Annotated in this window: 20 protein-coding genes; 8 read left to right on the forward strand and 12 right to left on the reverse strand. The window is 41.0% G+C overall.

The features are described from left to right. Positions 1-97 precede the first annotated feature (97 nt). From fucP to BKK54_RS09830, 6 genes are all read right to left on the reverse strand, one after another. Complete coding sequence (gene fucP, locus BKK54_RS09805) at positions 98-1,387, reverse strand: L-fucose:H+ symporter permease (RefSeq protein WP_077542895.1); 1,290 nt, start codon at positions 1,385-1,387, stop codon at positions 98-100. A 43-nt stretch (positions 1,388-1,430) separates the two neighbouring features. Further along, a complete protein-coding gene (gene fucA, locus BKK54_RS09810; protein ID WP_077542896.1) occupies positions 1,431-2,078 on the reverse strand; it encodes an L-fuculose-phosphate aldolase in 648 nt (215 codons plus the stop codon). Positions 2,079-2,098: 20 nt separating this feature from the next. Then, a complete protein-coding gene (gene fucU, locus BKK54_RS09815; RefSeq protein WP_077542897.1) occupies positions 2,099-2,533 on the reverse strand; it encodes an L-fucose mutarotase in 435 nt (144 codons plus the stop codon). 31 nt (positions 2,534-2,564) lie between these two features. Continuing rightward, positions 2,565-3,977, reverse strand: a complete 1,413-nt coding sequence (fucK, locus tag BKK54_RS09820; protein WP_077542898.1) for an L-fuculokinase — start codon at positions 3,975-3,977, stop codon at positions 2,565-2,567. Positions 3,978-4,098: 121 nt separating this feature from the next. Continuing rightward, complete coding sequence (fucI, locus tag BKK54_RS09825; RefSeq protein ID WP_077542899.1) at positions 4,099-5,868, reverse strand: L-fucose isomerase; 1,770 nt, start codon at positions 5,866-5,868, stop codon at positions 4,099-4,101. Between the two features lie 228 nt (positions 5,869-6,096). Further along, the gene (locus tag BKK54_RS09830) at positions 6,097-6,846 is read right to left on the reverse strand and encodes a DeoR/GlpR family DNA-binding transcription regulator (RefSeq protein WP_077542929.1); all 750 of its coding nucleotides are present in this window, start codon (positions 6,844-6,846) and stop codon (positions 6,097-6,099) included. Between the two features lie 121 nt (positions 6,847-6,967). On the opposite strand from BKK54_RS09830, the gene glmU reads away from it, so the two are divergent. Next, positions 6,968-8,338: a bifunctional UDP-N-acetylglucosamine diphosphorylase/glucosamine-1-phosphate N-acetyltransferase GlmU gene (gene glmU / locus BKK54_RS09835; RefSeq protein ID WP_077542900.1), complete on the forward strand. Its 1,371-nt coding sequence runs from the start codon at positions 6,968-6,970 to the stop codon at positions 8,336-8,338. A gap of 32 nt (positions 8,339-8,370) precedes the next feature. Here the strand turns inward: glmU and accC are convergent, their stop codons facing one another. From accC to menB, 5 genes are all read right to left on the reverse strand, one after another. Beyond that, entirely contained in the window at positions 8,371-9,717 is a 1,347-nt protein-coding gene (accC, locus tag BKK54_RS09840) for an acetyl-CoA carboxylase biotin carboxylase subunit (RefSeq protein WP_077542901.1), read from the reverse strand. 59 nt (positions 9,718-9,776) lie between these two features. Beyond that, complete coding sequence (gene accB, locus BKK54_RS09845) at positions 9,777-10,250, reverse strand: acetyl-CoA carboxylase biotin carboxyl carrier protein (RefSeq protein ID WP_077542902.1); 474 nt, start codon at positions 10,248-10,250, stop codon at positions 9,777-9,779. 290 nt (positions 10,251-10,540) lie between these two features. Further along, the gene (gene aroQ, locus BKK54_RS09850) at positions 10,541-10,993 is read right to left on the reverse strand and encodes a type II 3-dehydroquinate dehydratase (RefSeq protein ID WP_077542903.1); all 453 of its coding nucleotides are present in this window, start codon (positions 10,991-10,993) and stop codon (positions 10,541-10,543) included. Between the two features lie 57 nt (positions 10,994-11,050). Then, positions 11,051-12,043, reverse strand: a complete 993-nt coding sequence (gene menC, locus BKK54_RS09855; RefSeq protein ID WP_077542904.1) for an o-succinylbenzoate synthase — start codon at positions 12,041-12,043, stop codon at positions 11,051-11,053. Positions 12,044-12,097: 54 nt separating this feature from the next. Continuing rightward, positions 12,098-12,955 (reverse strand): 1,4-dihydroxy-2-naphthoyl-CoA synthase, encoded by an 858-nt coding sequence (gene menB, locus BKK54_RS09860; RefSeq protein WP_077542905.1) that lies wholly within the window; start codon positions 12,953-12,955, stop codon positions 12,098-12,100. Positions 12,956-13,100: 145 nt separating this feature from the next. On the opposite strand from menB, the gene BKK54_RS09865 reads away from it, so the two are divergent. The 3 genes from BKK54_RS09865 to BKK54_RS09875 all read left to right on the forward strand — a co-directional run bounded on the left by BKK54_RS09865 (position 13,101) and on the right by BKK54_RS09875 (position 15,940). Continuing rightward, complete coding sequence (locus BKK54_RS09865) at positions 13,101-13,664, forward strand: DUF5358 domain-containing protein (RefSeq protein WP_077542906.1); 564 nt, start codon at positions 13,101-13,103, stop codon at positions 13,662-13,664. A 181-nt stretch (positions 13,665-13,845) separates the two neighbouring features. After that, positions 13,846-15,504, forward strand: coding sequence for a phospho-sugar mutase (locus tag BKK54_RS09870; protein ID WP_077542907.1), 1,659 nt, complete (start codon positions 13,846-13,848; stop codon positions 15,502-15,504). Positions 15,505-15,610: 106 nt separating this feature from the next. Continuing rightward, positions 15,611-15,940, forward strand: a complete 330-nt coding sequence (locus tag BKK54_RS09875) for a DMT family transporter (RefSeq protein WP_077542908.1) — start codon at positions 15,611-15,613, stop codon at positions 15,938-15,940. Positions 15,941-16,300: 360 nt separating this feature from the next. Here BKK54_RS09875 and BKK54_RS09880 read toward each other — a convergent pair whose 3' ends face one another. Further along, entirely contained in the window at positions 16,301-17,353 is a 1,053-nt protein-coding gene (locus BKK54_RS09880) for a TrmH family RNA methyltransferase (RefSeq protein ID WP_077542909.1), read from the reverse strand. A gap of 147 nt (positions 17,354-17,500) precedes the next feature. Between BKK54_RS09880 and pssA the strand changes: the two genes are divergently transcribed. From pssA to BKK54_RS09900, 4 genes are all read left to right on the forward strand, one after another. Next, positions 17,501-18,868 carry a CDP-diacylglycerol--serine O-phosphatidyltransferase gene (pssA, locus tag BKK54_RS09885; protein ID WP_077542910.1) on the forward strand — a complete coding sequence of 456 codons (1,368 nt, stop codon included), beginning with the start codon at positions 17,501-17,503 and terminating at the stop codon, positions 18,866-18,868. A gap of 90 nt (positions 18,869-18,958) precedes the next feature. Beyond that, positions 18,959-20,050: a tRNA preQ1(34) S-adenosylmethionine ribosyltransferase-isomerase QueA gene (gene queA / locus BKK54_RS09890; protein ID WP_077542930.1), complete on the forward strand. Its 1,092-nt coding sequence runs from the start codon at positions 18,959-18,961 to the stop codon at positions 20,048-20,050. A 122-nt stretch (positions 20,051-20,172) separates the two neighbouring features. Further along, positions 20,173-21,312 (forward strand): tRNA guanosine(34) transglycosylase Tgt, encoded by a 1,140-nt coding sequence (gene tgt / locus BKK54_RS09895; RefSeq protein ID WP_077542911.1) that lies wholly within the window; start codon positions 20,173-20,175, stop codon positions 21,310-21,312. A gap of 221 nt (positions 21,313-21,533) precedes the next feature. Then, complete coding sequence (locus BKK54_RS09900; RefSeq protein ID WP_077542931.1) at positions 21,534-22,541, forward strand: YeiH family putative sulfate export transporter; 1,008 nt, start codon at positions 21,534-21,536, stop codon at positions 22,539-22,541. The last annotated feature ends 320 nt before the right edge of the window (positions 22,542-22,861 follow it).

Here is a 22,861-nt window from a genome sequence, read left to right on the forward strand (position 1 = left end):
TCCCTACAAGCCAACCCAAAAACAGATTTGTGTAACTGCTACATAATACCCCAAACTTATAAAAATGACCGCACTTTAAGTGCGGTCAAATTTACGATTAGCTAAGAATTTTCCAAGATCTAAATCCGTAGATAGCAATGACGACAAAGCAGACAAGCGGTAGAATAAAGGAGAAGTTCACTGCAGGTAGTCCCATGACTTCACCTTGGTCGATAATCATACCTTGCAATGGAGGCATTAATGCGCCACCGACAATCGCCATCACTAAGCCTGCCGCCCCGATTGTGGATTCTTCTTTTAAGCCATTAAGTGCAATACCATAAATGGTTGGGAACATCAGTGACATAAAACCGGAGGTTAAAATTAAGCAATACAATCCCCAGATACCATCAATAAAAATCACACCGAGAATACTAAAGAAACCACCGATAGCAAAGAGCATTAACATAAATTCGGATCTGAGATATTTCATTAAACTGGTACTAATGAAACGACTAGCGATAAAAATCCCCATCGCAATAATATTGAAATTTTGCCCTTCCGCTTTAGTAAAACCTAAACGTTCCGCATATTGAACAATAAACGTCCAACACATAATTTGCACACCGACATAAAAGACTTGCGCAATAACGCCCTCACGATATTTTGCTTTTTGTACCAAGCGACTAACGGCTTCTTTAAAGGTAATACGACAATCGCCCTCTTCAACTCTTACTTTCGGCATTTTATAGAGACTGATAATAACCAGCACCGCAATCACCACAAAGCCTAACACAATGTATGGGTTACGAATTTCAGCGAGATCATGTGTACGAATCCCCATTTTTTCCGCTTCTGACAACGTATGGAAAATCAAATTACCGGCAGCATCGCGTTTATCAGACTCAAGATTAGTTAACACCAATTGAGAAGCCACAAACATACCGGTGATTGAACCTAACGGATTAAAAGATTGAGCAAAATTCAAGCGACGAGTTGCCGTTTGCGGATCGCCCATCGCGAGAATATAAGGGTTTGCCGTCGTTTCCAAGAAAGCCAGACCAAAGGTTAAAATATAAAGTGAGATCAAGAAAAAATTAAACTCTTCATATTTTGCCGCTGGCCAGAATAAAAAAGCACCGATAGCATAGAGAATAAGTCCTAGCATAATTCCTGCTTTGTAGCTGTAACGACTGGCGAATATCGCTGCAGGAATCGCCATTGTGCCGTAACCGCCATAGAAAGCGAACTGTACTAAAGCCGCTTCTGAAGCCGGAATTTCCATCACGGTTTGAAATACCGCTACCATGGGATTGGTAATATCATTCGCAAATCCCCATAGTGCAAATAAGCTCGTAATTAAAATAAACGGGATAACAAATTTCTTTTCTAATACTTTGGCACTCATAATACCTTCCTTATATTAATTAGTAGAGAGGAGTAAAGAACTGCTATTCTTCAATGCGTAATCCATACGTATGGAATTTTCCTAATACCACCTGCATTTGCTCACGGCTCAAAAGTGGAATCTCTAACCCGGTTGCAAGTAATTTCAAATACCAAGAAGCCAATACCTCCACTTCTTGTGCAAGCCACAACGCTTTGTCAAGATTTTCACCACAAGCAATTAAGCCATGGTGAGCCAACAAAATTGCCTTACTTTTTTTGATTCCCTCCGACACGTAAGAGGCAAGTTCCTGCGTACCAAATGTTGCGTAAGGTACGCAAGGAATATGATCGGTTCCCCCTACAGCAACCATATAGTGAATAGCCGGAATCGGTTTTTGGAGAATGGACAATCCGGCGCAATGAAGAGAATGATTATGTACGACCGCATTCGCTTCGGCGCGTACTTGATAGACAGCTAAATGAAATTGCCATTCGCTGGAAGGCAGTTTTCCCTCCTCGTGTGTACCGTTGTTATCGACATACACGATGTTTTCCGGTGTGATTAAATGATATGGCATACCGGTGGGAGTAATCAGCATACCGTCTTTATAGCGTACACTTACATTCCCTGCGGTACCTTGGTTTAAACCTAATCGGGTCATCTCAAGGCAGGTGTCGATAATTTTTTGCGAAAGTTCTTTTCTATTCATTTTTAAGTACCTCTAACTTGTTATAAAACGGGCGTAACCCCTTTTTTGATAATAATGTTGCCGTATTTGGCGGTTTCTCCGGTGATAACGATGGCATAGGCTTGTTTTGCACGCTGATAGAAATCAAAGCGATCAATACGGGTGAGATTAGGCACGAAACCGACCGCACTTTGAATCGCATTGAGATAGCGTTTTTCAACTTCGGGATCGAGCATATCGCCTTGCACCGCTTGCATCATTACCAATGGAGCTTCGACATAAGAGTCAAATTCAAATAATGGCGAGATGCCTGCTAATAGCGTTTCGACAGAAATGCCGTCTGCCCGAACCACGTTTTGATGCAACGAATGCGCCGGAAAATGTGCGTCAGCAAGTACGAGTTCATCGCCATGCCCCATTTCGGCAAGAATTTTGAGTAACGCGGGGGAAATTGCCGGATGAATACCTTTTAACATGAGATTGCTCCTATTCGTTTGCAAAATTAAACTAAGGATAAATACGTTTGCGTTGTGGCTGCATGGCTTTTTGAGCGGCTTCCGGACTATCGTAAATACCAACTCCCACAAAGGTAAACATCGCTGCGCCTAGCACTGTGCTTTCCGTAACATCAACCACCTCAATGGGTAAACCCAAAACATCAGCACGGATTTGGTTCCAAAGTGGATTTTTAGAACCGCCCCCGACACAGATCAAACTTTCGGCTTTGAAATGACTGACTTGCTGTAATACGTTCAATCCCTGTTTGAGTTGATTTGCCATGTAGTGGAGTGCGGCACGATAGATTTCGCCACGCGTAGCAAACATGGAAAGTCCTGCAATGTTGCCTTTACCTGATTGGCTAAAAACGCCTTGAAAATCGACCGCACTTTTGATGTCGTTTTCACCTGCCTCATAACCTTCTTGAATCATCTTGGCGTAATATTGGTCTGTGCCATATACATCGGCGAACAATAATTTACCCAACCACTCCATAATGCCCGAGCCGACCCATTGCACCGCCGGATTAAAGCAATTCGGTTGAACGTCAAATTCCGTCGTTAATCCTTGCGAAATAAAATTAAATTGCGGTTTTGCATATGGCGTACGCACCATTAAAATTTCCCACGTACCGGAACTCAGCACGGGTTGATTTAATGCTGCTCCGGAACCGAATACGGCAAATTGAGTATCATGTCCGCAAGCAATCACCGGAATGCAATTTATCCCCCAACGGGCAGCAAGTGTGTGGGTGAGTTCTCCCACTTTTTCACCGGCATGACGCATGGGTGGAAAATGATTTGGGGTTAATCCAAGCAACTGCAAAATGCCTTCGTCCCAATCACCGCTAGCAAGATTAGTCATCATAGAGGTGCCCGCCATGCTGTGATCGGTTGTCCATTCGCCGGTTAAACGTTGGGTTATCATGGAAGAAATGAACACAAACTTATCCATTTTTTGGAAAATCTCCGGTTCATATTCTTTCAACCAAAGCAATTTAAATAAGGTATTAAAACTGTATTGCCCAATACCATTGCGTTGATAGAGATCCTCAATGTCAAGCAACCTTGGTAAGGATTCCATCGTTGGAAGCGTACGTGGGCATTTCCAAGAAATAATCGGATAAAGCTGTTGCCCCTCATGATCAAATGGCGCGCCATCCACACCAAATGTGGTAACGGAAATGCCAACAATATCGTTTAGATCAATATGTTGTTGTTTTAATTGATTAATCGTGTGATCGACACAATCGGATAACTTTTGCCAAATTTCTGCAAAATCCCAAATATGGTAATCCGCGAATTTGGCATCAGGTTGGGTATTGTTCGCAATATGATGGGATGCCAGAATTTCGCCTTTATCACTCATTGCAATAGTACGTAAATTGGTCGCACCGCAATCAAAAATCAGTACGATAGGCATAAGCCCTCCCTAAAATTGAGAAAAAAGTGCGGTTGAAAAAATAAATGAATTTTTAACCGCACTTCAATGTGGGTTCTGATGGAATGGCAGCACGCACTGAAAAGCACGTGCCAATCATCACTTATTTATAAAGCGGCCCGAAGTTTTCACAAGCGCGATAATCCTGACCTTCTTTATCTTGGCCAAAACCATTCCAAGCACTTGGACGGAATATATTGCGTTCATCAACGTTATGCATACAAACCGGAATGCGTAACATTGAGGCAAGGGTGATGAGATCTGAACCAATATGTCCATAAGTGGCGACACAATGGTTTGCTCCCCAATTTGCCATAACGGAATACACATCGGTGAATGCGCCTTTGCCTGTTAGGCGAGGAACAAACCACGTTGTCGGCCAAGTTTCATTCGTGCGTTTGTTAAGGATATCGTGGACTTGTTCCGGTAAATCAATTGACCAACCTTCGGCAATTTGCAATACCGGCCCTAATCCTTTGATAAGGTTGATACGATGCATGGTGAACGGCATACCGCCTTTAGTTAAAAATTGGGAAGATAAACCGCCACCACGGAAATATTCATGTACCGCCGGACACCAACGGGTATTCTCCAAACAACGTTTGCCGTCTTCTTCGGTTACTTCCCAAGCCGGTTTAATCGTGGGTTTGCCATTCTCATCTTGATGTTGCCCCGTTCCATCAAGTGCGGCAGAACCGGAGTTAATTAAATGAATAAAACCGCTTTCCGGTTTCCAACCGGTCACACGTTCAACGGATTCCGGACTCCAGTAAGTACGTACGTCAGCAAAAATTTGTGCTTGACCGGTTAGTTGATGTCCGAACAGCATACATACCGCATTCAAACTGTCATTTTCAGTCGCAAGAATATAGGGTGGACGAACCCCATTCCAATCATAAGTAGAGTTCAACATTGCTTCCATAAAGTCGCCGTTTGGTAAATGATCCGTCCAATGACGTTGACCTTGGAAACCGGCTGCAATCGCGTTATGACCCAATGCTTCTTCAGCGTAATTTAATTTCGCTAATTTCGGATTCCCTACCATCAAATCACGAGTAATGATGGTCATTTTCACCACATTTTCCCAAAGTTCGGCACGTTCTTCTGCGCTGCGTTGGTTTTCAGGGCTGTTTACATCAATGCCCTCTTTGCAATATTGTTTTACCCAATAAAGTGCTAAGTCCACTTCTTCTTGATCATAAATTTTGCGATCTAAACGCCGTTTGATTTCTGTCATATCAACATATTCATTACGCATACCGAGGTATTCTTGGAAAAATTGCTGGTTCACAATGGCTCCGGCGATCCCCATAGAGACAGAACCAATAGACAAATAAGATTTACCACGAATGGTTGCTACGGTGAGACCGGCACGGACAAAACGTAAGAGTTTTTCTTTTACATCCTCCGGAATTTCGGTGTCATCTGCTTCCTGAACTTCTGTACCATAAATTGAGAATGCCGGTAAACCTAATTGGGAATGACCTGCAAGTGCAGCAGCAAGATAAACCGCCCCCGGGCGTTCAGTGCCATTAAATCCCCAAATGGCTTTTGGCATATGCGGATCCATATCAATAGTCTCTGAACCGTAGCACCAGCAAGGGGTGACAGTAATGGTTAATCCCACATTTTCACGTTTAAATTTATCCGCACAAGCCGCGGCTTCAGCAACGCCACCGATACAAGTATCGGCAATCACACAACTAACAAAAGAACCATCTGTATGGCGAATATGTGTTTGTAACAAGTCTGCAACAGATGTTGCCATACGCATGGTTTGATCTTCTAACGATTCACGTACGCCCATACGACGACCGTCAATGGTTGGACGAATACCGATTTTAATACGATTGGTTTGGGTGAAAGATGTCATAATAGTGTCTCTCCTATCATTTTTAACATTCATATTGAAATCTCGGATAAGCGGTTTATCTGCTTAACTTGAAATTATTTTTGAATAAAAAAATGAAAGAAAATAGGAGAAACATGAAGTTGATTTCAAATTTGTGAAAGGGATCACAATAATCGGGTATTTTTTTAGGAAAATAATGACCGATTATTGCTTATATTTTTAGCAAACGGTAAATTCGGTCATTATTTATTACAAAACGGTCAAAATATCGTTTTTTTCACAATATGTCTGAAGTGTTTCGGATAAATCGGAATCAGTAAAAAGAGTATTAATTTCTCTCAATTCAGTTAATTGGATAAGGCTTTTTTTCTCAAATTTGGAATGATCCGCCAAAAGATAAGCATGCTCTGATGCTTCCATCATTTTACGCTTTACAGACGCATTTAACTCGTTGGACTCCCAAATGTTTCCTTGATTATCAATCCCGGAACAAGAAAAAATAGAAAAGTTAATATGGAGGCGTTGTAATAAATATTCTGATAACGGCCCATAAAATGCTTCATATTTTGATGAATAAACCCCACCGGTTACAATGGTTTTAATGTTGGGCTTATTAACCAATGCGTTGATATTCAGCATAGAATTAGTTACCACCGTGCAAGGAATATCCGGCATTAAATGCGCAAAATACCAACTTGTAGAACTTGCATCTAATCCAATCACCGCATTTTCATAAAGTAATTCAAGCGCATTTTTAGCAATATAGCGTTTTTCGGTTGCATTAATATATCGCCGAGTCTGAAAAAAAGAGCCCAGATCTGTCGTTTTATTACTTATCGCCCCGCCATGGGTACGATAAAGCAATCCTTGTTTTTCAAGCCGATTAAGATCACGTCGGATGGTTTCAACAGATATGTCGCACTTTTCAGCCAGTTCAATCACACTCGCCTTTCCTTGCTGATTAATCCATTGCAAAATCATGTCATCTCTATTACGCATATTCACCCCAAATCGCTCAAAAATTGTCTCATTATAGAGTTTTTTAGAAAAAATAAACAACTTATCATCTTTTCCTTTCTACGCTAAAATATTTCGACTTTTTGATCACAAGAGAGAATTTATGACAAACAAAACATTAAGTGCGGTCATTTTGGCGGCAGGAAAAGGTACGCGTATGTATTCCGATTTACCAAAGGTGTTACACTGCGTGGCGGGTAAACCGATGGTCAAACACGTGATTGATACGGCAAATTCATTAGGGGCTGAAAACGTACATTTAATTTACGGACATGGCGGTGAATTAATGCTTGAACGCCTTGCCAATGAAAACGTCAATTGGGTATTACAAACCGAGCAGCTCGGTACCGCTCATGCGGTTCAACAGGCTGCTCCTTTTTTTAAGGATAATGAGGATATTGTAGTACTTTACGGCGATGCACCGCTCATTACAAAAGAAACCCTAGAAAAACTTATTGCAGCAAAACCTGAAAACGGCATTGCCTTATTAACCGTGAAATTGGACAACCCAACAGGTTACGGGCGTATTATTCGTGAAAATGGGAATGTGGTTGCCATTGTGGAACAAAAAGATGCCAATGCCGAACAATTAAACATTCAGGAAGTGAATACCGGTGTAATGGTTTCCGATGGGGCAAGTTTCAAAAAATGGCTCGCACGCGTGGGTAATAATAATGCTCAGGGCGAATATTATTTAACGGATTTAATCGCTCTTGCCAATCAAGACGCTTGCCAAGTTGCCGCTGTTCAAGCCACGGATAAAATGGAAGTGGAAGGGGCAAATAACCGCCTACAATTAGCCGCACTGGAACGTTACTATCAACATAAGCAAGCCGAACGCTTATTGTTAGAAGGTGTGATGTTATTTGATCCGACACGTTTCGATTTACGAGGTTCGCTAGAACACGGTAAAGATGTTGAAATTGATGTGAATGTGATTATTGAAGGCAAAGTGCGGTTAGGAAATCGGGTGAAAATCGGTGCAGGTTGCGTGCTGAAAAACGTGGTAATTGGTGATGATGTAGAAGTGAAGCCTTACTCCGTTTTAGAAGATGCCACCATTGGTGAAAAAGCAGCGATTGGCCCGTTCTCCCGTTTACGCCCGGGTACAGAGCTTGCCGCTGAAACTCATGTCGGCAACTTTGTGGAAATCAAAAAATCCCTTGTTGGTAAAGGTTCAAAAGTGAACCATTTAACCTATGTGGGAGACAGTGAAATCGGCTCAAATTGTAATATTGGCGCCGGTGTGATCACCTGTAATTATGACGGTGCCAATAAATTTAAAACCATTATCGGTGATAATGTCTTCGTGGGTTCCGATACACAATTAGTCGCACCGGTAACCGTTGAAGACGGCGCAACCATCGGCGCAGGTTCAACCATCACTCGCAATGTCGAAAAAGATGAGTTAGTGATTACCCGCGTACCACAGCGTCATATTCAGAACTGGCAACGCCCAGTGAAAAAGAAATAACAAAAAGGCTCACTTTCGTGAGCCTTTTTTAATTAATCATGTAACCCTAATTTTTTCTCAAGGTAATGAATATTTGTTCCACCTTTTTGGAAGTTTTCATCTTCCAAAATCATCTCATGTAATGGAATGTTGGTTTTAATACCTTCAATAATCGTTTCAGATAGTGCATTTTGCATACGGCGAATCGCCACATCTCTCGTATCGCCATAGGTAATGAGTTTTGCGATCATGGAATCATAATGCGGAGGCACTGTATAACCGCCATACACATGGGAATCCCAACGCACGCCAAAACCACCCGGTGAATGTAAATGGTTGACTTTGCCCGGTGATGGCAAGAAAGATTTTGGATCTTCCGCATTAATACGGCACTCAATGGCATGACCTTTCACTTTAATATCTTCTTGTTTGAAAGAAAGTGGTAAGCCTGCTGCAATGCGTAGCTGTTCTTTAACCAAATCCACACCGGTAATCATTTCTGTTACCGGATGTTCTACTTGGATACGGGTATTCATTTCAATGAAATAAAATTCCCCATTTTCATATAAGAACTCAAATGTACCCGCACCACGATAACCAATTTCTACACAAGCATTGGCACAACGGGAACCAATATCACGGCGAAGTTCTTCAGTGATTCCCGGAGCCGGTGCCTCTTCCACGACTTTTTGATGACGACGTTGCATTGAACAATCACGTTCTGCCAAATATACTGCATTACCATGCGTATCCGCCAATACTTGAATTTCCACATGACGTGGATTTTCTAAGTATTTCTCCATATAAACCATATCATTATTAAAGGCAGCTTTTGCTTCCGCCTTTGTCATCGCGATAGATTCTTCTAATGCGTCTTCACTACGGACTACACGCATACCACGACCGCCACCACCGCCTGATGCTTTGATAATAATTGGATAGCCAATACGTTTTGCGATTTCTTTATTTTTCTTAATATCGTTACCAACAGGCCCATCGGAACCCGGTACACAAGGCACGCCGGCTTTTTTCATCGCTTTAATCGCAGAAACTTTGTCGCCCATTAAACGAATCACGTCCGCAGTCGGTCCAATAAAAGTGAAGCCGGAACGCTCTACTTGCTCGGCAAAATCTGCATTTTCAGATAAAAAACCATATCCGGGATGAATAGCATCAGCACCTGTTACCTCTGCTGCTGCAATAATTGCGGGAATATTTAGATAACTTTTGGCTGAAGGCGCAGGACCAATACAGACGGTTTCATCAGCCAGTAAAACATGTTTTAGCTCACGATCTGCGGTGGAATGTACCGCAACAGTCTTAATCCCTAATTCTTTACACGCACGTAAAATGCGTAATGCAATTTCACCACGGTTGGCAATAACAACTTTTTCTAACATAAGACATTCCATTTGTTAAAAAATGGCGAGTAAACCCGCCATTTGGATAATTGAGAAGATTATTCGATAACGATTAATGGTTCGTCAAATTCAACCGGTTCGCCATCATTGACTAAGATTGCTTTTACCACACCTGCTTTATCTGCTTCAATACGGTTCATCATCTTCATCGCTTCAACGATACAAAGGGCATCACCCACTTTTACGGTTTGTCCCACTTCAACAAAGGCTTTCGCATCCGGACTTGGGCTGCGATAGAATGTGCCTACCATTGGAGAACGAACCTGATGTCCGCTTACTTCTTCTGTTGCAGATGGAGCAGCCGGTGTCGGAGTAACTGCTTGTGTCGTAATCGGAGTTGGAGTAACAGGCGGAACAGGCACAACAGGTGCGATATGTTGCGTAGCTATCGGAGCAACCGCTGGAGCAGCACGGCTAATGCGAACTGTGCCTTCCTCTTCCTGAACTTCTAATTCGGTGATACCGGATTCCTCAACTAATTCGATAAGTTTTTTGATTTTACGAATGTCCATACGTTCTTCCTAAAATAATGAAATTTTTAACTGCACTTTCATTACAATGCTGGGTATTATGTCGCACATGCACAAAAACAGAAATTTCAATATGTTATAAGCGGGTACACTCAGTATATCCCTACAAGCCTACAAGTATCTGAAAAATGAGCCTTATGCAACTGCCATATAATATTGGAAACATATAAAAGTGCGGTCAGTTATAAACCGATTTTTAATCGCGCAAAGGTTACCTTAAATTGATCTAAATTGCGATAAAATTCTATTAATTTCGGTAAAAATACCGCATTTTATGACTTTCTTGCTAAAAAATCTAAGGCGAATAAAAAGGCAAACTCATAACCTTTGGCTCCTAATCCACAAATCACGCCCTCTGCTACATCGCTGAAATAAGAATGATGACGAAATGATTCACGCTTGTGTACGTTAGATAAATGAATTTCAACAAAAGGAATTGAAACCGATAATAATGCATCACGTAACGCCACACTGGTATGGGTATAGGCAGCCGGATTGATTAAGATAAAATCCACTTTTTGAAAACTTTGGTGGATTTTATCAATCAACTTTTCTTCACTATTGGCTTGGAAACAGGTTAATTCAACATTATGCTGCTCTGCCAATACCTTTAGATTCGATTCAATCGCTGCAAGTGATAAACGACCATAGTGCTTTGGCTCACGGGCGCCTAACATATTTAAGTTCGGGCCGTTTAGTAACAAAATTCGGGATTTTTGCGACATTTTCTCTTCCTTTTAAGGTTGTGCATTATACGGATTTTTCGACAATCTCTGGTCGAATCAGATAATCTTTGTAATCAACTCAGAATCCAAATCAAGAAGCGGTAATGTTGAGCCTTTCCATGGGCGCAACACTTGATAATCCATTAAGTCCAACGTATCTAACCCCGGTGTCATATTCGGTGTGTATTGTCGGGCAATACGGGCAAGTTGGGTTAAACCAAGGCTACTTTCAATACTGGAACTGAGCACCGCTTTTATCCCTAAAGCATGGGCTTGTTCAATTAATTCAATACAATGTTCAAGGGAACCAATTAATGTCGGTTTAATCACAATAGCTGACAAATTAGGTTCTTTTTTAAACTGAAAATTTGGTTCCCGTAAAGATTCATCCCAAGCAATCGCAATCCCAGTTTGGGCAGCAAATTCACGACTTAATTCAGGTGTTTTGCAAGGCTCTTCCAAAAATTGAATTCGGGAACGATGTGGCGGTTTAACTTTCGCCGCAAACAATAAGGCTTTTTCAAGCGACCAACGGCGATTAGCATCAAGGCGTAATTGTAGATCAGGAATCGCCTCTAAAAACATATCCGCAATCAATCCGTCCCGGTTGGCTTCATACATACCCACTTTGATTTTTGCCACCTTCTCGCCGGAAAGATGAGCTAATGACTCATAAAGCTCATCGGGATCACCATAACACAGGGGGGCAGTATGATAGTTTCCTTCCGTATTGAGTTTGCCCTTGAGTTCAGCCAATGCACAGCTCAAGCCAAACGCCACGGAGGGATAAAGCCCATCAAACGATAACTTTTCATCACGACTACGTGCCATATCCCAATCGGCAAGCCATTGTATTGCTTGGTTTTCCGCCATTTCTAAGGATTCCGCACTAAACCCCGGCAACGGCGCAATTTCTCCCCAGCCTTCATTATCTTGACACTGGATATGCACGAGTAAACCTTCACGGCGTTTTAGAAAGCGATCCCGCAAAATAAGTTGGCTATCAACGGGAATGGAATAACGATAAAGATGATATTGTCGGATTGTCATAAATTTTACTTACAAAAAGTGCGGTTGAAATTAACCGCACTTTTGGTTGAATAATTAAGGATTACGTCTGAATTTGCTGAAATCCGGCGCACGTTTTTCATTGAAAGCATTGCGACCTTCTTGACCTTCTTCCGTCATATAGAACAACATGGTCGCATTCCCCGCCAATTCTTGAAGGCCGGCTTGACCATCACAATCCGCATTTAATGCCGCTTTCAGACAACGCAATGCAATCGGGCTGTTACGTAACATCTCACGACACCAACGCACGGTTTCTTTTTCAAGTTCAGCATAAGGCACAACGGTGTTCACTAATCCCATATCCAAGGCTTCTTGCGCATTATACTGACGACATAAGAACCAAATCTCACGGGCTTTTTTCTGACCGACTAAACGCGCCATATAACTTGCGCCCCAACCACCATCAAAAGATCCCACTTTCGGCCCTGTTTGACCAAAAATAGCATTATCTGCAGCAATGGTTAAATCACATAACATATGTAATACATGACCGCCGCCAATGGCATAACCTGCCACCATTGCCACCACCGGTTTTGGACAAGTACGAATATCCCGTTGGAAATCCAACACATTTAAATGATGTACACCACTCTCATCTTTGTAGCCGCCGTAATCCCCACGAATTTTTTGATCGCCCCCCGAGCAGAAAGCTTTTTCGCCTTCACCGGTTAATACAATCACACCGATTTTTTCATCAAAACGGGCATTAGAAAACGCATGAATCATTTCTTTAACGGTTTGCGGACGGAAGGCATTACGCACTTCAGGGCGGTTAATGGTGATTTTTGCGATACCGTCAGTGGATTTGTGATAACGAATATCAGTATAGCCTTCACTATGATCGACCCACTCAACGGGCGCATAAAGTACATCATCTTTTGGATTTTGCATGAATATTCCTTTTAATTAACGAAAAGTGCGGTCATTATAGCGGAAGTTTTTCCAATCGGGAAAATGAAAATTTATTTCAATCTTTATCTATTCTATGCTTATTGCTAAAATTTCGACCATATCAATTCATCTCAGGCAACCCAATATGAAACGTATTTTTACACTCGGTATAACACTATTGCTCTGTGCTTGCAGCCTCTCCGATTCATCTCAATCAGCTATTCCGGCAGAATTTGCCGGCGCAGATTATCAACTTTCAGATAAAAATGCGAAACAATGGGCAATTGCCAGTAAACAAGCGGAACAATGTATTTATCCGAATCTCACCCGTATTCAGCAACAACATTTTGCAAAAGAGGATAGCTATATCCACTCTCAATATGTCTTTTTCTATCCATTGGAAAACATTATTGGTGAAGATTATGTGAAGATCATTCAAAATGATGAAAAATCAATGAATTACGCCACTTATCAATTCAAAAAATTCCGTACAATCGTTGGGAATGCAGAACCAATGGATAATCAACAATGTCGGATTTTACGCACCCAAGCACGTGACGATTTAGATGTGGTGAAGGGGCAATATAAAAACGGTATGGTGGATAATTCAAAGATTGAAGAAAACACGACAAATGGCGATGGTGTGGCCACCAATCAAAATAAATTCTTTTTTGACATCATAAAATGGGGTTCAGCACTGTTACTATAATCTCAACCCGAGCAATCTAAATCTATTTCACCCTAAGTAAGAATCACATACTGTTTTGATGCAATCGATTATATGAATAAAAAATGTTACACAGATCAAATTTTCAATAAATAAGCCTTGAACTTTAATCGTTTTCCGCTAGTCTATCTGCGTATTTCTTTAAACTTAAGAAGGTGAAATTATGGCAACTCTTTTTGATGTAGCACAAAATTGGTTAAACCAAGATCCTGATACAGAAACTCGTGCAGAATTGACCGCACTTTTAGAGGCAGCAAAAGCTGGCGACACAAAAGCAGAAACAGAATTACGGGCTCGTTTTGACGGTCGTTTACAATTTGGTACTGCCGGTTTACGTGGTCCTTTACAAGCCGGCTCTATGGGGATGAACCGCGTTTTAGTGGCTCAAGCTGCCGGTGGTTTAGCGGACTTTCTGAAAGGCTATGACAAACAACCTTCTATTGTGATTGGTTATGATGGTCGCAAGAATTCCGATGTTTTCGCACGCGATACAGCAGAAATTATGGCTGGTGCGGGGATAAAAGCCTACTTATTACCACGCAAATTACCAACCCCCGTGTTAGCCTATGCCATTCAATATTTTGACACCACTGCAGGTGTAATGGTTACTGCAAGTCACAACCCACCTGAAGATAACGGTTACAAAGTCTATTTAGGCAAGGCCAACGGTGGCGGTCAAATCGTCTCCCCTGCCGATCAACAAATTGCCGTATTAATCGACAAAGTCGCCGCCGGTAATATTCAAGATTTACCGCGTAGCAATGATTATGTCGTGTTAAATGATGAAGTGGTGGACGCTTATATCGCTAAAACGGCCTCACTTGCTAAAGAGCCACAATGTGACATCAACTATGTTTATACCGCCATGCACGGCGTGGGTTATGAAGTATTAAGCAAAACCTTAGCTAAAGCCGGTTTACCACAGCCTCACATCGTCGCCGAACAAGTATGGCCGGACGGTACTTTTCCAACGGTGAATTTCCCAAATCCTGAAGAGAAAGGTGCATTGGATCTTGCGATTAAAGTAGCGAAAGAAAATAATGCAGAATTTATTATTGCAAACGACCCTGATGCCGACCGTTTAGCCGTTGCCGTACCGGATACACAAGGAAATTGGAAAGCCTTACACGGCAATGTAGTAGGCTGTTTCTTAGGCTGGTATTTAGCCAAACAATATCATGCACAGGGCAAACAAGGCATATTGGCATGCTCTTTGGTCTCTTCCCCTGCACTTGCCGAAATCGCCAAAAAATATGGTTTCCAATCGGAAGAAACCCTAACCGGTTTCAAATATATCGGCAAAGTTCAAGGCTTACTGTTCGGTTTTGAAGAAGCGCTCGGTTATTTAGTAGATCCTGATAAAGTCCGTGATAAAGACGGCATTTCAGCAGCAATTATGTTCTTAGATCTTGTCCGTAACTTGAAAAAACAAGGTAAAACCTTAGCGGATTATGCTGATGAATTCACCAAAGAATTTGGTGCTTATGTGAGCGGACAAATTTCTATTCGCGTCAGTGATCTTAGTGAAATCAGCAAATTAATGACCGCACTTCGCAATACCCCACCAAGCGTTATCGGCGGCGTGAACGTGGAGCAATTTATCGACCACACCAAAACAGATCGACAAAGTGATATTCTCGTATTTGTGCTGGAAAACGGATCACGTTTAATTGCCCGTCCTTCAGGTACCGAACCAAAAATTAAGTTCTACTTAGACGCACGTGGCACAGATCCGAAAAATGCAGAACAAGTGCTTGCTGATTTTGATGAAGGTGTACGAAACATTCTTCGTCAAGATGCTTATGGCAAACAAGATTGCTAGGTTATAAACATTAACCAAGTGAAGGAGACGCGTATTTGCGTCTCTTTTTATTTTTAACTCCCCCCTTCTATGAAGGTAGATTTTTACTCGGAATAAGGAATCATCAATGAACCCTTGGATTTTACTCACCATTTCCATCTGCTTAGAAATTGCTGCAACAAATTTATTAAAAGTGAGTGATGGTTTTACTAAACCGCTTCCAACCATTTGCTCGCTCACCCTCTATGGCATTTCTTTTTATTTTGTTTCAATTATTTTTCGATCTTTGCCCGTAGGTTTGGTTTATGCCATTTGGTCTGGTGTTGGGATTGTCCTTACCGCGGTCGTTGCTTATTTTGCATTCGGACAAAAAATAGATATGGCGGGGATGATTGGAATCGGGCTAATTATTGCTGGTGTATTGGTCATTAATCTCTTCTCAGCAATTTCCCATTAGAAAAAATGAGGGAATATTTCGGTATTATGTAACAGTTGCACAAATCTGGGGGGGAGCTTGTAGGGACACACTCTGCGTGTGTCCGCTTATAACATATTGAAATAACCTGATTTTATAACGGACACACGCAGTGTGTCCCTACATGTCGTTGAAATTTCTATTTTTGTGCATTGGCTACATAATACCACGCCATTCCTTGGGGCTTTCGTTGAAGAATAACCACATCACCTCACTACCTTCAAAGTTGATATAAAAGATAGGGAATCCTTTAATAGCGATATTTATTTAATTGTTCAAAAGAAAAGCCAGTAGTTCTATTAGGTTTGAAAACAATTAGAGAAACAACCGCACTTTGCTTCTCTATTTTGCAAAATACCATTTCGCTAACAAAATTCCACTATTGACAGCAATATTTAATCCGTTTTTCAAGGGACTATTTAAAGATAAACGAACATGAATATCTTTCTTCTCATACAAGTCTGTTGTGCTTGTTTCACTGAGTAAAAATACCACTTTCCGATTAAATTGCACCTGATCTAGGGGAATCCCTTCTTTTCCTTGTGCAATGTGCACCACTTGATAACCTGCTTGACGAAGTTGTTGCAATGCAGATTCGGTATCCAAACATTCCAATAAACGGATATGTTCCGCGCCGCCTTCTGCAACACGCATAGCCGCCGCAGAATATAGCTTGTCTGCATTATTAGTTACCACATTTTTCACACCATAAAATGCACAGGTACGCAATACGCCACCAATATTTTGCGCATTATTTACTTTATCCAACAATACTAAAACATCCTCTGTATGAGGAATATCCAAATAGCCTTGTAAAGTAAAAGGACGTTGTTTTTTTACCAACATACAAATACCACCGTGATGTTCGGTGCCACTCACAAGGGATAATTCTTCATGCTCTACAATATGATAAACCTTTTTATTTGTCGCTAAATAGCTCAATATTTCACCCATTTTATGGGACATTTGTACGGTTGCCCAAATACGTACAATGTTTTCCGGACGATGTGCAAACAATTCTAGGCAGGCATTTTCACCATAGACTTTCATTTCTTCCGCACGATTTTTCTTAATTTTTTCCGGGGCCCGTGGTGAAAGGGCACCGCTTTTCTTTTCTTTGGGTTTATAGGCTACACCGGTGCTTTTTACTAATACCTTTACACAGCCTTTCGCTCCGCCACTTTTATTTAAAGAAAGCTCGGCAATCTTTGGTTCACGCACGGCCTGTTGAAAACGAGGTTCGTTTTTTCCTTCACTATGTTTTTTCTCAAAGTGCGGTCGATTTTCACGATATTTTTGCTCATGAAAACGTGGAGAAACATCCCGTTCAGAATGTTGTTCTTGAAAAGATTTACGGGAATTTGTTTGAAAAGTCGGTTTGCGGGAATTGTTCATAAGGAGATTCTCAAGAAAAATTGGGTAATAATTCGCCAAAAAAAGCGAAAATTTGTGAGCATTATAGCGAAAAAAAACCTTTTTTCTATTAATCCTCAAAGGAAATATTGTAAACTAGCCCATCCCTAGAAATTGCAGAGACAGATTATGTTAATCAATAAATTAAAACGTACTGAGCAAACTCTCCAAAATTTGCCCTTTTTGTCTTTAGAAAAAGCACAGGTTGAGTTTTTGTTTAGTCCGATTGAATTTAAAACTCAACTTATTGAATTAATTAGAAATGCAAGAAAACGCATTTATGTAACCGCACTTTACTGGCAAAAAGATGAAGCAGGGCAAGAAATTCTTGATGAAATTTATCGTATAAAACAGGAACACCCTGAATTAGATGTCAAAATCCTTGTAGATTGGCATCGGGGGCAACGTAATTTATTGGGGGCAGAGAAATCTGCCACGAATGCTGATTGGTATGTGGAACAGCGTCAAACTTATCAGCTTTCGGATGACCCGAATATGTTTTTTGGTGTGCCGATTAATACCCGTGAAGTGTTCGGTGTTTTGCATATCAAAGGGTTTATTTTTGATGATACGGTGCTTTACAGTGGTGCGAGTATCAACAACGTGTATTTACAACAAGACGATAAATATCGCTACGATCGCTATCAAAAAATTACAAATACCGCATTAGCTGACTCAATGGTCAATTTTATTAATGATTATTTACTGGACATGAGTGCCGTTCATCCTCTTGATATCGCAAACCGCCCTCGTACCAAAGAAATTCGTTCGGCTATTCGTGCTTATCGTAAAAATTTAGCCAATCATGCGGAATACAGTTTAGAGAGTGCAGTTGGTTTTTCCGATGTTTTAAGTGTTTCGCCATTATTTGGTTTAGGCGCGTCAGGCAATGAATTAAACCAAATCATTGAAGATTTATTTTCACAAGTGCAGGAAAATTTAGTGGTTTGTACACCTTATTTTAATTTTCCCCGTACTTTACAAAATAAAATTACTACATTATTGGAAACAGGGAAGAAAATCGAAATTATCGTAGGCGACAAAGTGGCAAACGATTTTTATATTCCACCGGAACAACCTTTCAAAATGGCGGGTGCCTTACCTTACTTATACGAAAGCAATCTCCGCCATTTTTGTGAAAAATTCCAACAAGATATTGAACAGGGGCGATTAACGATTCGTTTATGGAAAGACGGTGATAACACATACCACTTAAAAGGAGTGTGGGTGGATAATCGCTACATTTTGCTGACCGGTAATAACTTAAATCCGCGCGCTTGGCGTTTAGATGCGGAAAATGGGTTGTTGATTCACGATCCGAAACAAGAATTACGTGATCAAGTTGAGAAAGAATTAAATCATATTCGTCAGCATACCACCGTATTGAGCCATTATGCCGAATTGGAGGAACTGTCTCAGTACCCGGATCCGGTTCAAAAATTACTGAAAAAGTTTGCCCGAGTTAAAGCGGATAAATTAGTAAAAATGATTCTTTAGTAGGAAAAGGGGAAATCGTGAATATTTCCCCTTGAGCTTCCCAATTATTCTAACTAGACTACCCCATCTTTTTATCAACCCAATATGATTATGCGTGTTTCTGATTTCCATTTTGATTTACCCGATGAACTTATCGCCCGTTATCCTAAAGCAGATCGTTCTTCCTGCCGTCTTCTCACATTAAATGGTGAAAATGGTGAAATATCTCACCGCACTTTCACCGATGTATTAGATCTCATTGATGAAGGTGATTTGTTAATTTTTAACAACACCCGTGTTATCCCTGCACGAATGTTCGGTCGCAAAGCCAGTGGCGGAAAAATTGAAGTGCTGGTTGAACGTATGCTAGATGAACACCGCTTTCTCGCTCACATTCGCTCCTCAAAATCGCCTAAAGAAGGCACCGAATTATTTTTAGGGGAAGATAAACTGGGCGAAAATAAAGGTATTCAAGCGGTGATGATTGAACGTCACGATACACTTTTTGAAGTCGAATTAACCGATAAATCCACCTCACTTTTAACGGTGTTGCAACAAATAGGTCATATGCCGTTACCGACTTATATTGATCGCCCCGATGAGGAGGCGGATCAAGAATGTTATCAAACGGTTTATAACAAAGTTCCCGGCGCGGTGGCAGCACCGACAGCCGGTTTGCATTTTGATGATGAACTATTGGCAAAGCTTCAAGCCAAAGGCGTCAATTTTGAATTTGTCACTCTCCATGTGGGCGCAGGCACATTCCAACCAGTTCGAGTGGAAAATATTGAAGAGCACATTATGCATGCGGAATATGTAGAGCTTTCACAGGAAGTCTGCAATGCCATTATTGACACCAAAAAAGCCGGAAAACGTGTGATTGCAGTAGGAACAACCTCCGTTCGTTCCATTGAAACCGCCGCTTTATCCGCAGAGGAAAACGGCAATCCGGATTTGATCGAGCCTTATTTTTCCGATACCTCAATTTTTATCTATCCTGGTAAAAAATTCCGTGTAGTAGATGCGTTAATCACCAATTTCCATTTACCGGAAAGTACATTAATTATGCTGGTTTCCGCCTTTGCCGGTTTTAATCACACGATGAATGCTTACAAAAGTGCGGTCGAAAATCGCTACCGTTTTTTTAGTTATGGCGATGCGATGTTTATTACGAAAAATACCCGGGTGAGGGGATTGGAATAAGTGGTTTGACTTAAATAAAGGCAGCACCTACAATACCCGACTACCCAAAGAATGAAGCCTGTTTGCGCAAACAGGCTTTTTTACTGATATCTTCGAACTGTTTATTCGTTGAGGAAATAAAAATGAAATATGAATTAGACAAAACAAGCGGTAACGCACGCCGTGGTCGGTTAGTATTTGAACGCCCACAGGGGACGTTTAAAGTAGAAACACCTGCATTTATGCCAGTGGGCACCTATGGCACGGTAAAAGGCATGACGCCCGAAGAAGTACGGGCAACTGGTGCGGAAATCTTACTCGGTAATACCTTTCATTTATCGTTGCGACCGGGACAAGAAATTATGCGTAAACACGGTGATTTGCACGATTTTATGCAATGGCATCGTCCTATTTTGACGGATAGCGGTGGTTTCCAAGTATTTAGCCTTGGTAAATTACGCAAAATCACAGAGGAAGGCGTAAAATTCCAAAACCCGATTAATGGTGAACGAATCTTCCTTTCACCGGAAAAATCTATGGAAATTCAATACGATCTTGGTTCGGATATTGTGATGATTTTCGATGAATGTACCCCTTATCCGGCAACCTTTGACTATGCCAAAAAATCCATGGAAATGTCTCTTCGCTGGGCAAAACGCAGTCGTGATCGCTTTGATGAGCTTGGCAATAAAAATGCGCTTTTCGGTATCATTCAAGGGGGCGTATTTGAAGAATTGCGTAAAATATCTTTGGAAGGCTTAGTTAATATCGGCTTTGATGGTTATGCGGTAGGCGGCTTGGCCGTTGGCGAACCAAAAGAAGATATGCACCGCATTTTGGAATACATCTGCCCACAAATTCCTGCCGACAAACCGCGTTATTTAATGGGCGTGGGCAAACCTGAAGATTTGGTTGAAGGCGTGCGCCGTGGCATTGATATGTTTGATTGCGTCATGCCAACCCGCAATGCCCGTAACGGTCACCTATTCGTCACAGACGGTATTGTAAAAATTCGTAATGCGAAGTACCGTGATGACACCAGCCCACTCGATCCTCATTGTGATTGTTACACCTGTAAAAATTACACCAAAGCCTATTTATATCATCTAGATAAATGCGGCGAGATTTTAGGCGCACGTTTAAATACCATTCATAATTTGCGTTATTACCAACACCTCATGGCAGAAATTCGTCAGGCTATTGAAGAAGATCGCTTTGATGATTTTGTGGTCGAGTTCTATGCGAGAATAGGGAAACCTGTGCCACCCTTGCAAAAGGGATAATGGGCGAAAAATGAGTAAAAAAGTGCGGTTGATTTTTAAAAAGTTTTCTAAAAAATGAAAAAAATCAGACCGCACTTTTTATCTTGTGAGTCGAGGGAGGCATTTATCGCTCTAAAGACTGCGATTATCTTCTTTTGAATATCTTCTCTATACAATAGCTCCCCCTGACCAAAATCACTATAATATCCGGTGTATGCTTTTAATCTAAAGAGAAAAGAATGATGAAAAATTTAAACGTGATTTTCGGTTTACTTTTGATATCGGTGATTACGGCAATTGCTGTTTTAATTGGAAATAATTCGTTAGTAGAGAGACTTAATATCAGCGCATTAACGTTAGCGATTGTCATTGGTATTCTATGCGGCAATACGTTTTATCCTAAAATCGAACACGTTTCCCATCTCGGCGTGGCTTTTGCTAAAGGAAAATTGCTACGCCTCGGTATTATTTTGTACGGTTTTAGAATTACTTTACAAGATATCGGGCAAGTGGGAGTGAATGCCGTATTAGCCGATGCTATTATGTTGATATCGACATTTTTGATCACCTGCTGGATTGGCATTAAGATCTTAAAACTTGATAAACAAATTGTTTTTCTTACCGGTGCCGGATGTAGCATTTGTGGTGCGGCGGCAATCATTGCGAGTGAACCTGTTGTAAAAGCCCCTTCTTATAAAGTGTCTGTTGCTGTTGCTTTAATCGTGATTTTCGGCACGATTTCTATGTTTTTATACCCCTTTCTTTACCCTCTTTTAATTGACTACATTAACCCACATCAATTTGGTATTTATATTGGCTCTTCCGTGCACGAAGTTGCCCAAGTTTATGCGGCAGGGAGCAATGTTAATCCCGTTGTCGCTGATATTGCGGTGGTGTCAAAAATGATACGGGTGATGATGCTTGCGCCTTTCTTACTCATCTTATCTTATTTTTTACACAAAGATGAGAAACAAAAACACGCTATTTCTATACCTTATTTTGCCTTAATATTTATTCTCGTTGCTGTGTTTAACTCTTTTAATTTATTACCGGCTGAATGGGTGAATCTACTGGTTCAAATTGATACCATTCTATTAATGGCGGCTATGGCAGGGCTCGGATTAACTACGAATATAAGCACAGTGAAACAAGCCGGGTTAAAGCCACTTTTATTGGGGGCATTCGTCTTTATATGGCTAGTTATTGGGGGATTTGGAATAAACTTACTGCTTTATCATTTATTGGGCTGATTTTTCCAAGATTATGTAGTAGCTGCATAAAGTCAGTTTTTCTTCGCTTATTAGTGATACACTCAGTGTATCCGACATTTTATTGAAATTTCGTTTTTTTACATCAGCGACATAATACTGGATTTTTCTCTCTAAAAAGTAGTGAAAGTGTTGATATTAAGCGGATTTGAGATAGCCTTTCAGATCTAAGCATGAAAGATATTGAAATGTACAAATAAGGTAATTGAGAAGGACGATATTTAGTAAATTACATAAGGGGTTTAATATACTTTTCACATTTTGTGCGATTTATGATATTTTATCGCCCAATTTTCAACTTT

It is taken from the genome of Rodentibacter genomosp. 1, from assembly GCF_001999285.1.
Taxonomy (GTDB): domain Bacteria; phylum Pseudomonadota; class Gammaproteobacteria; order Enterobacterales; family Pasteurellaceae; genus Rodentibacter.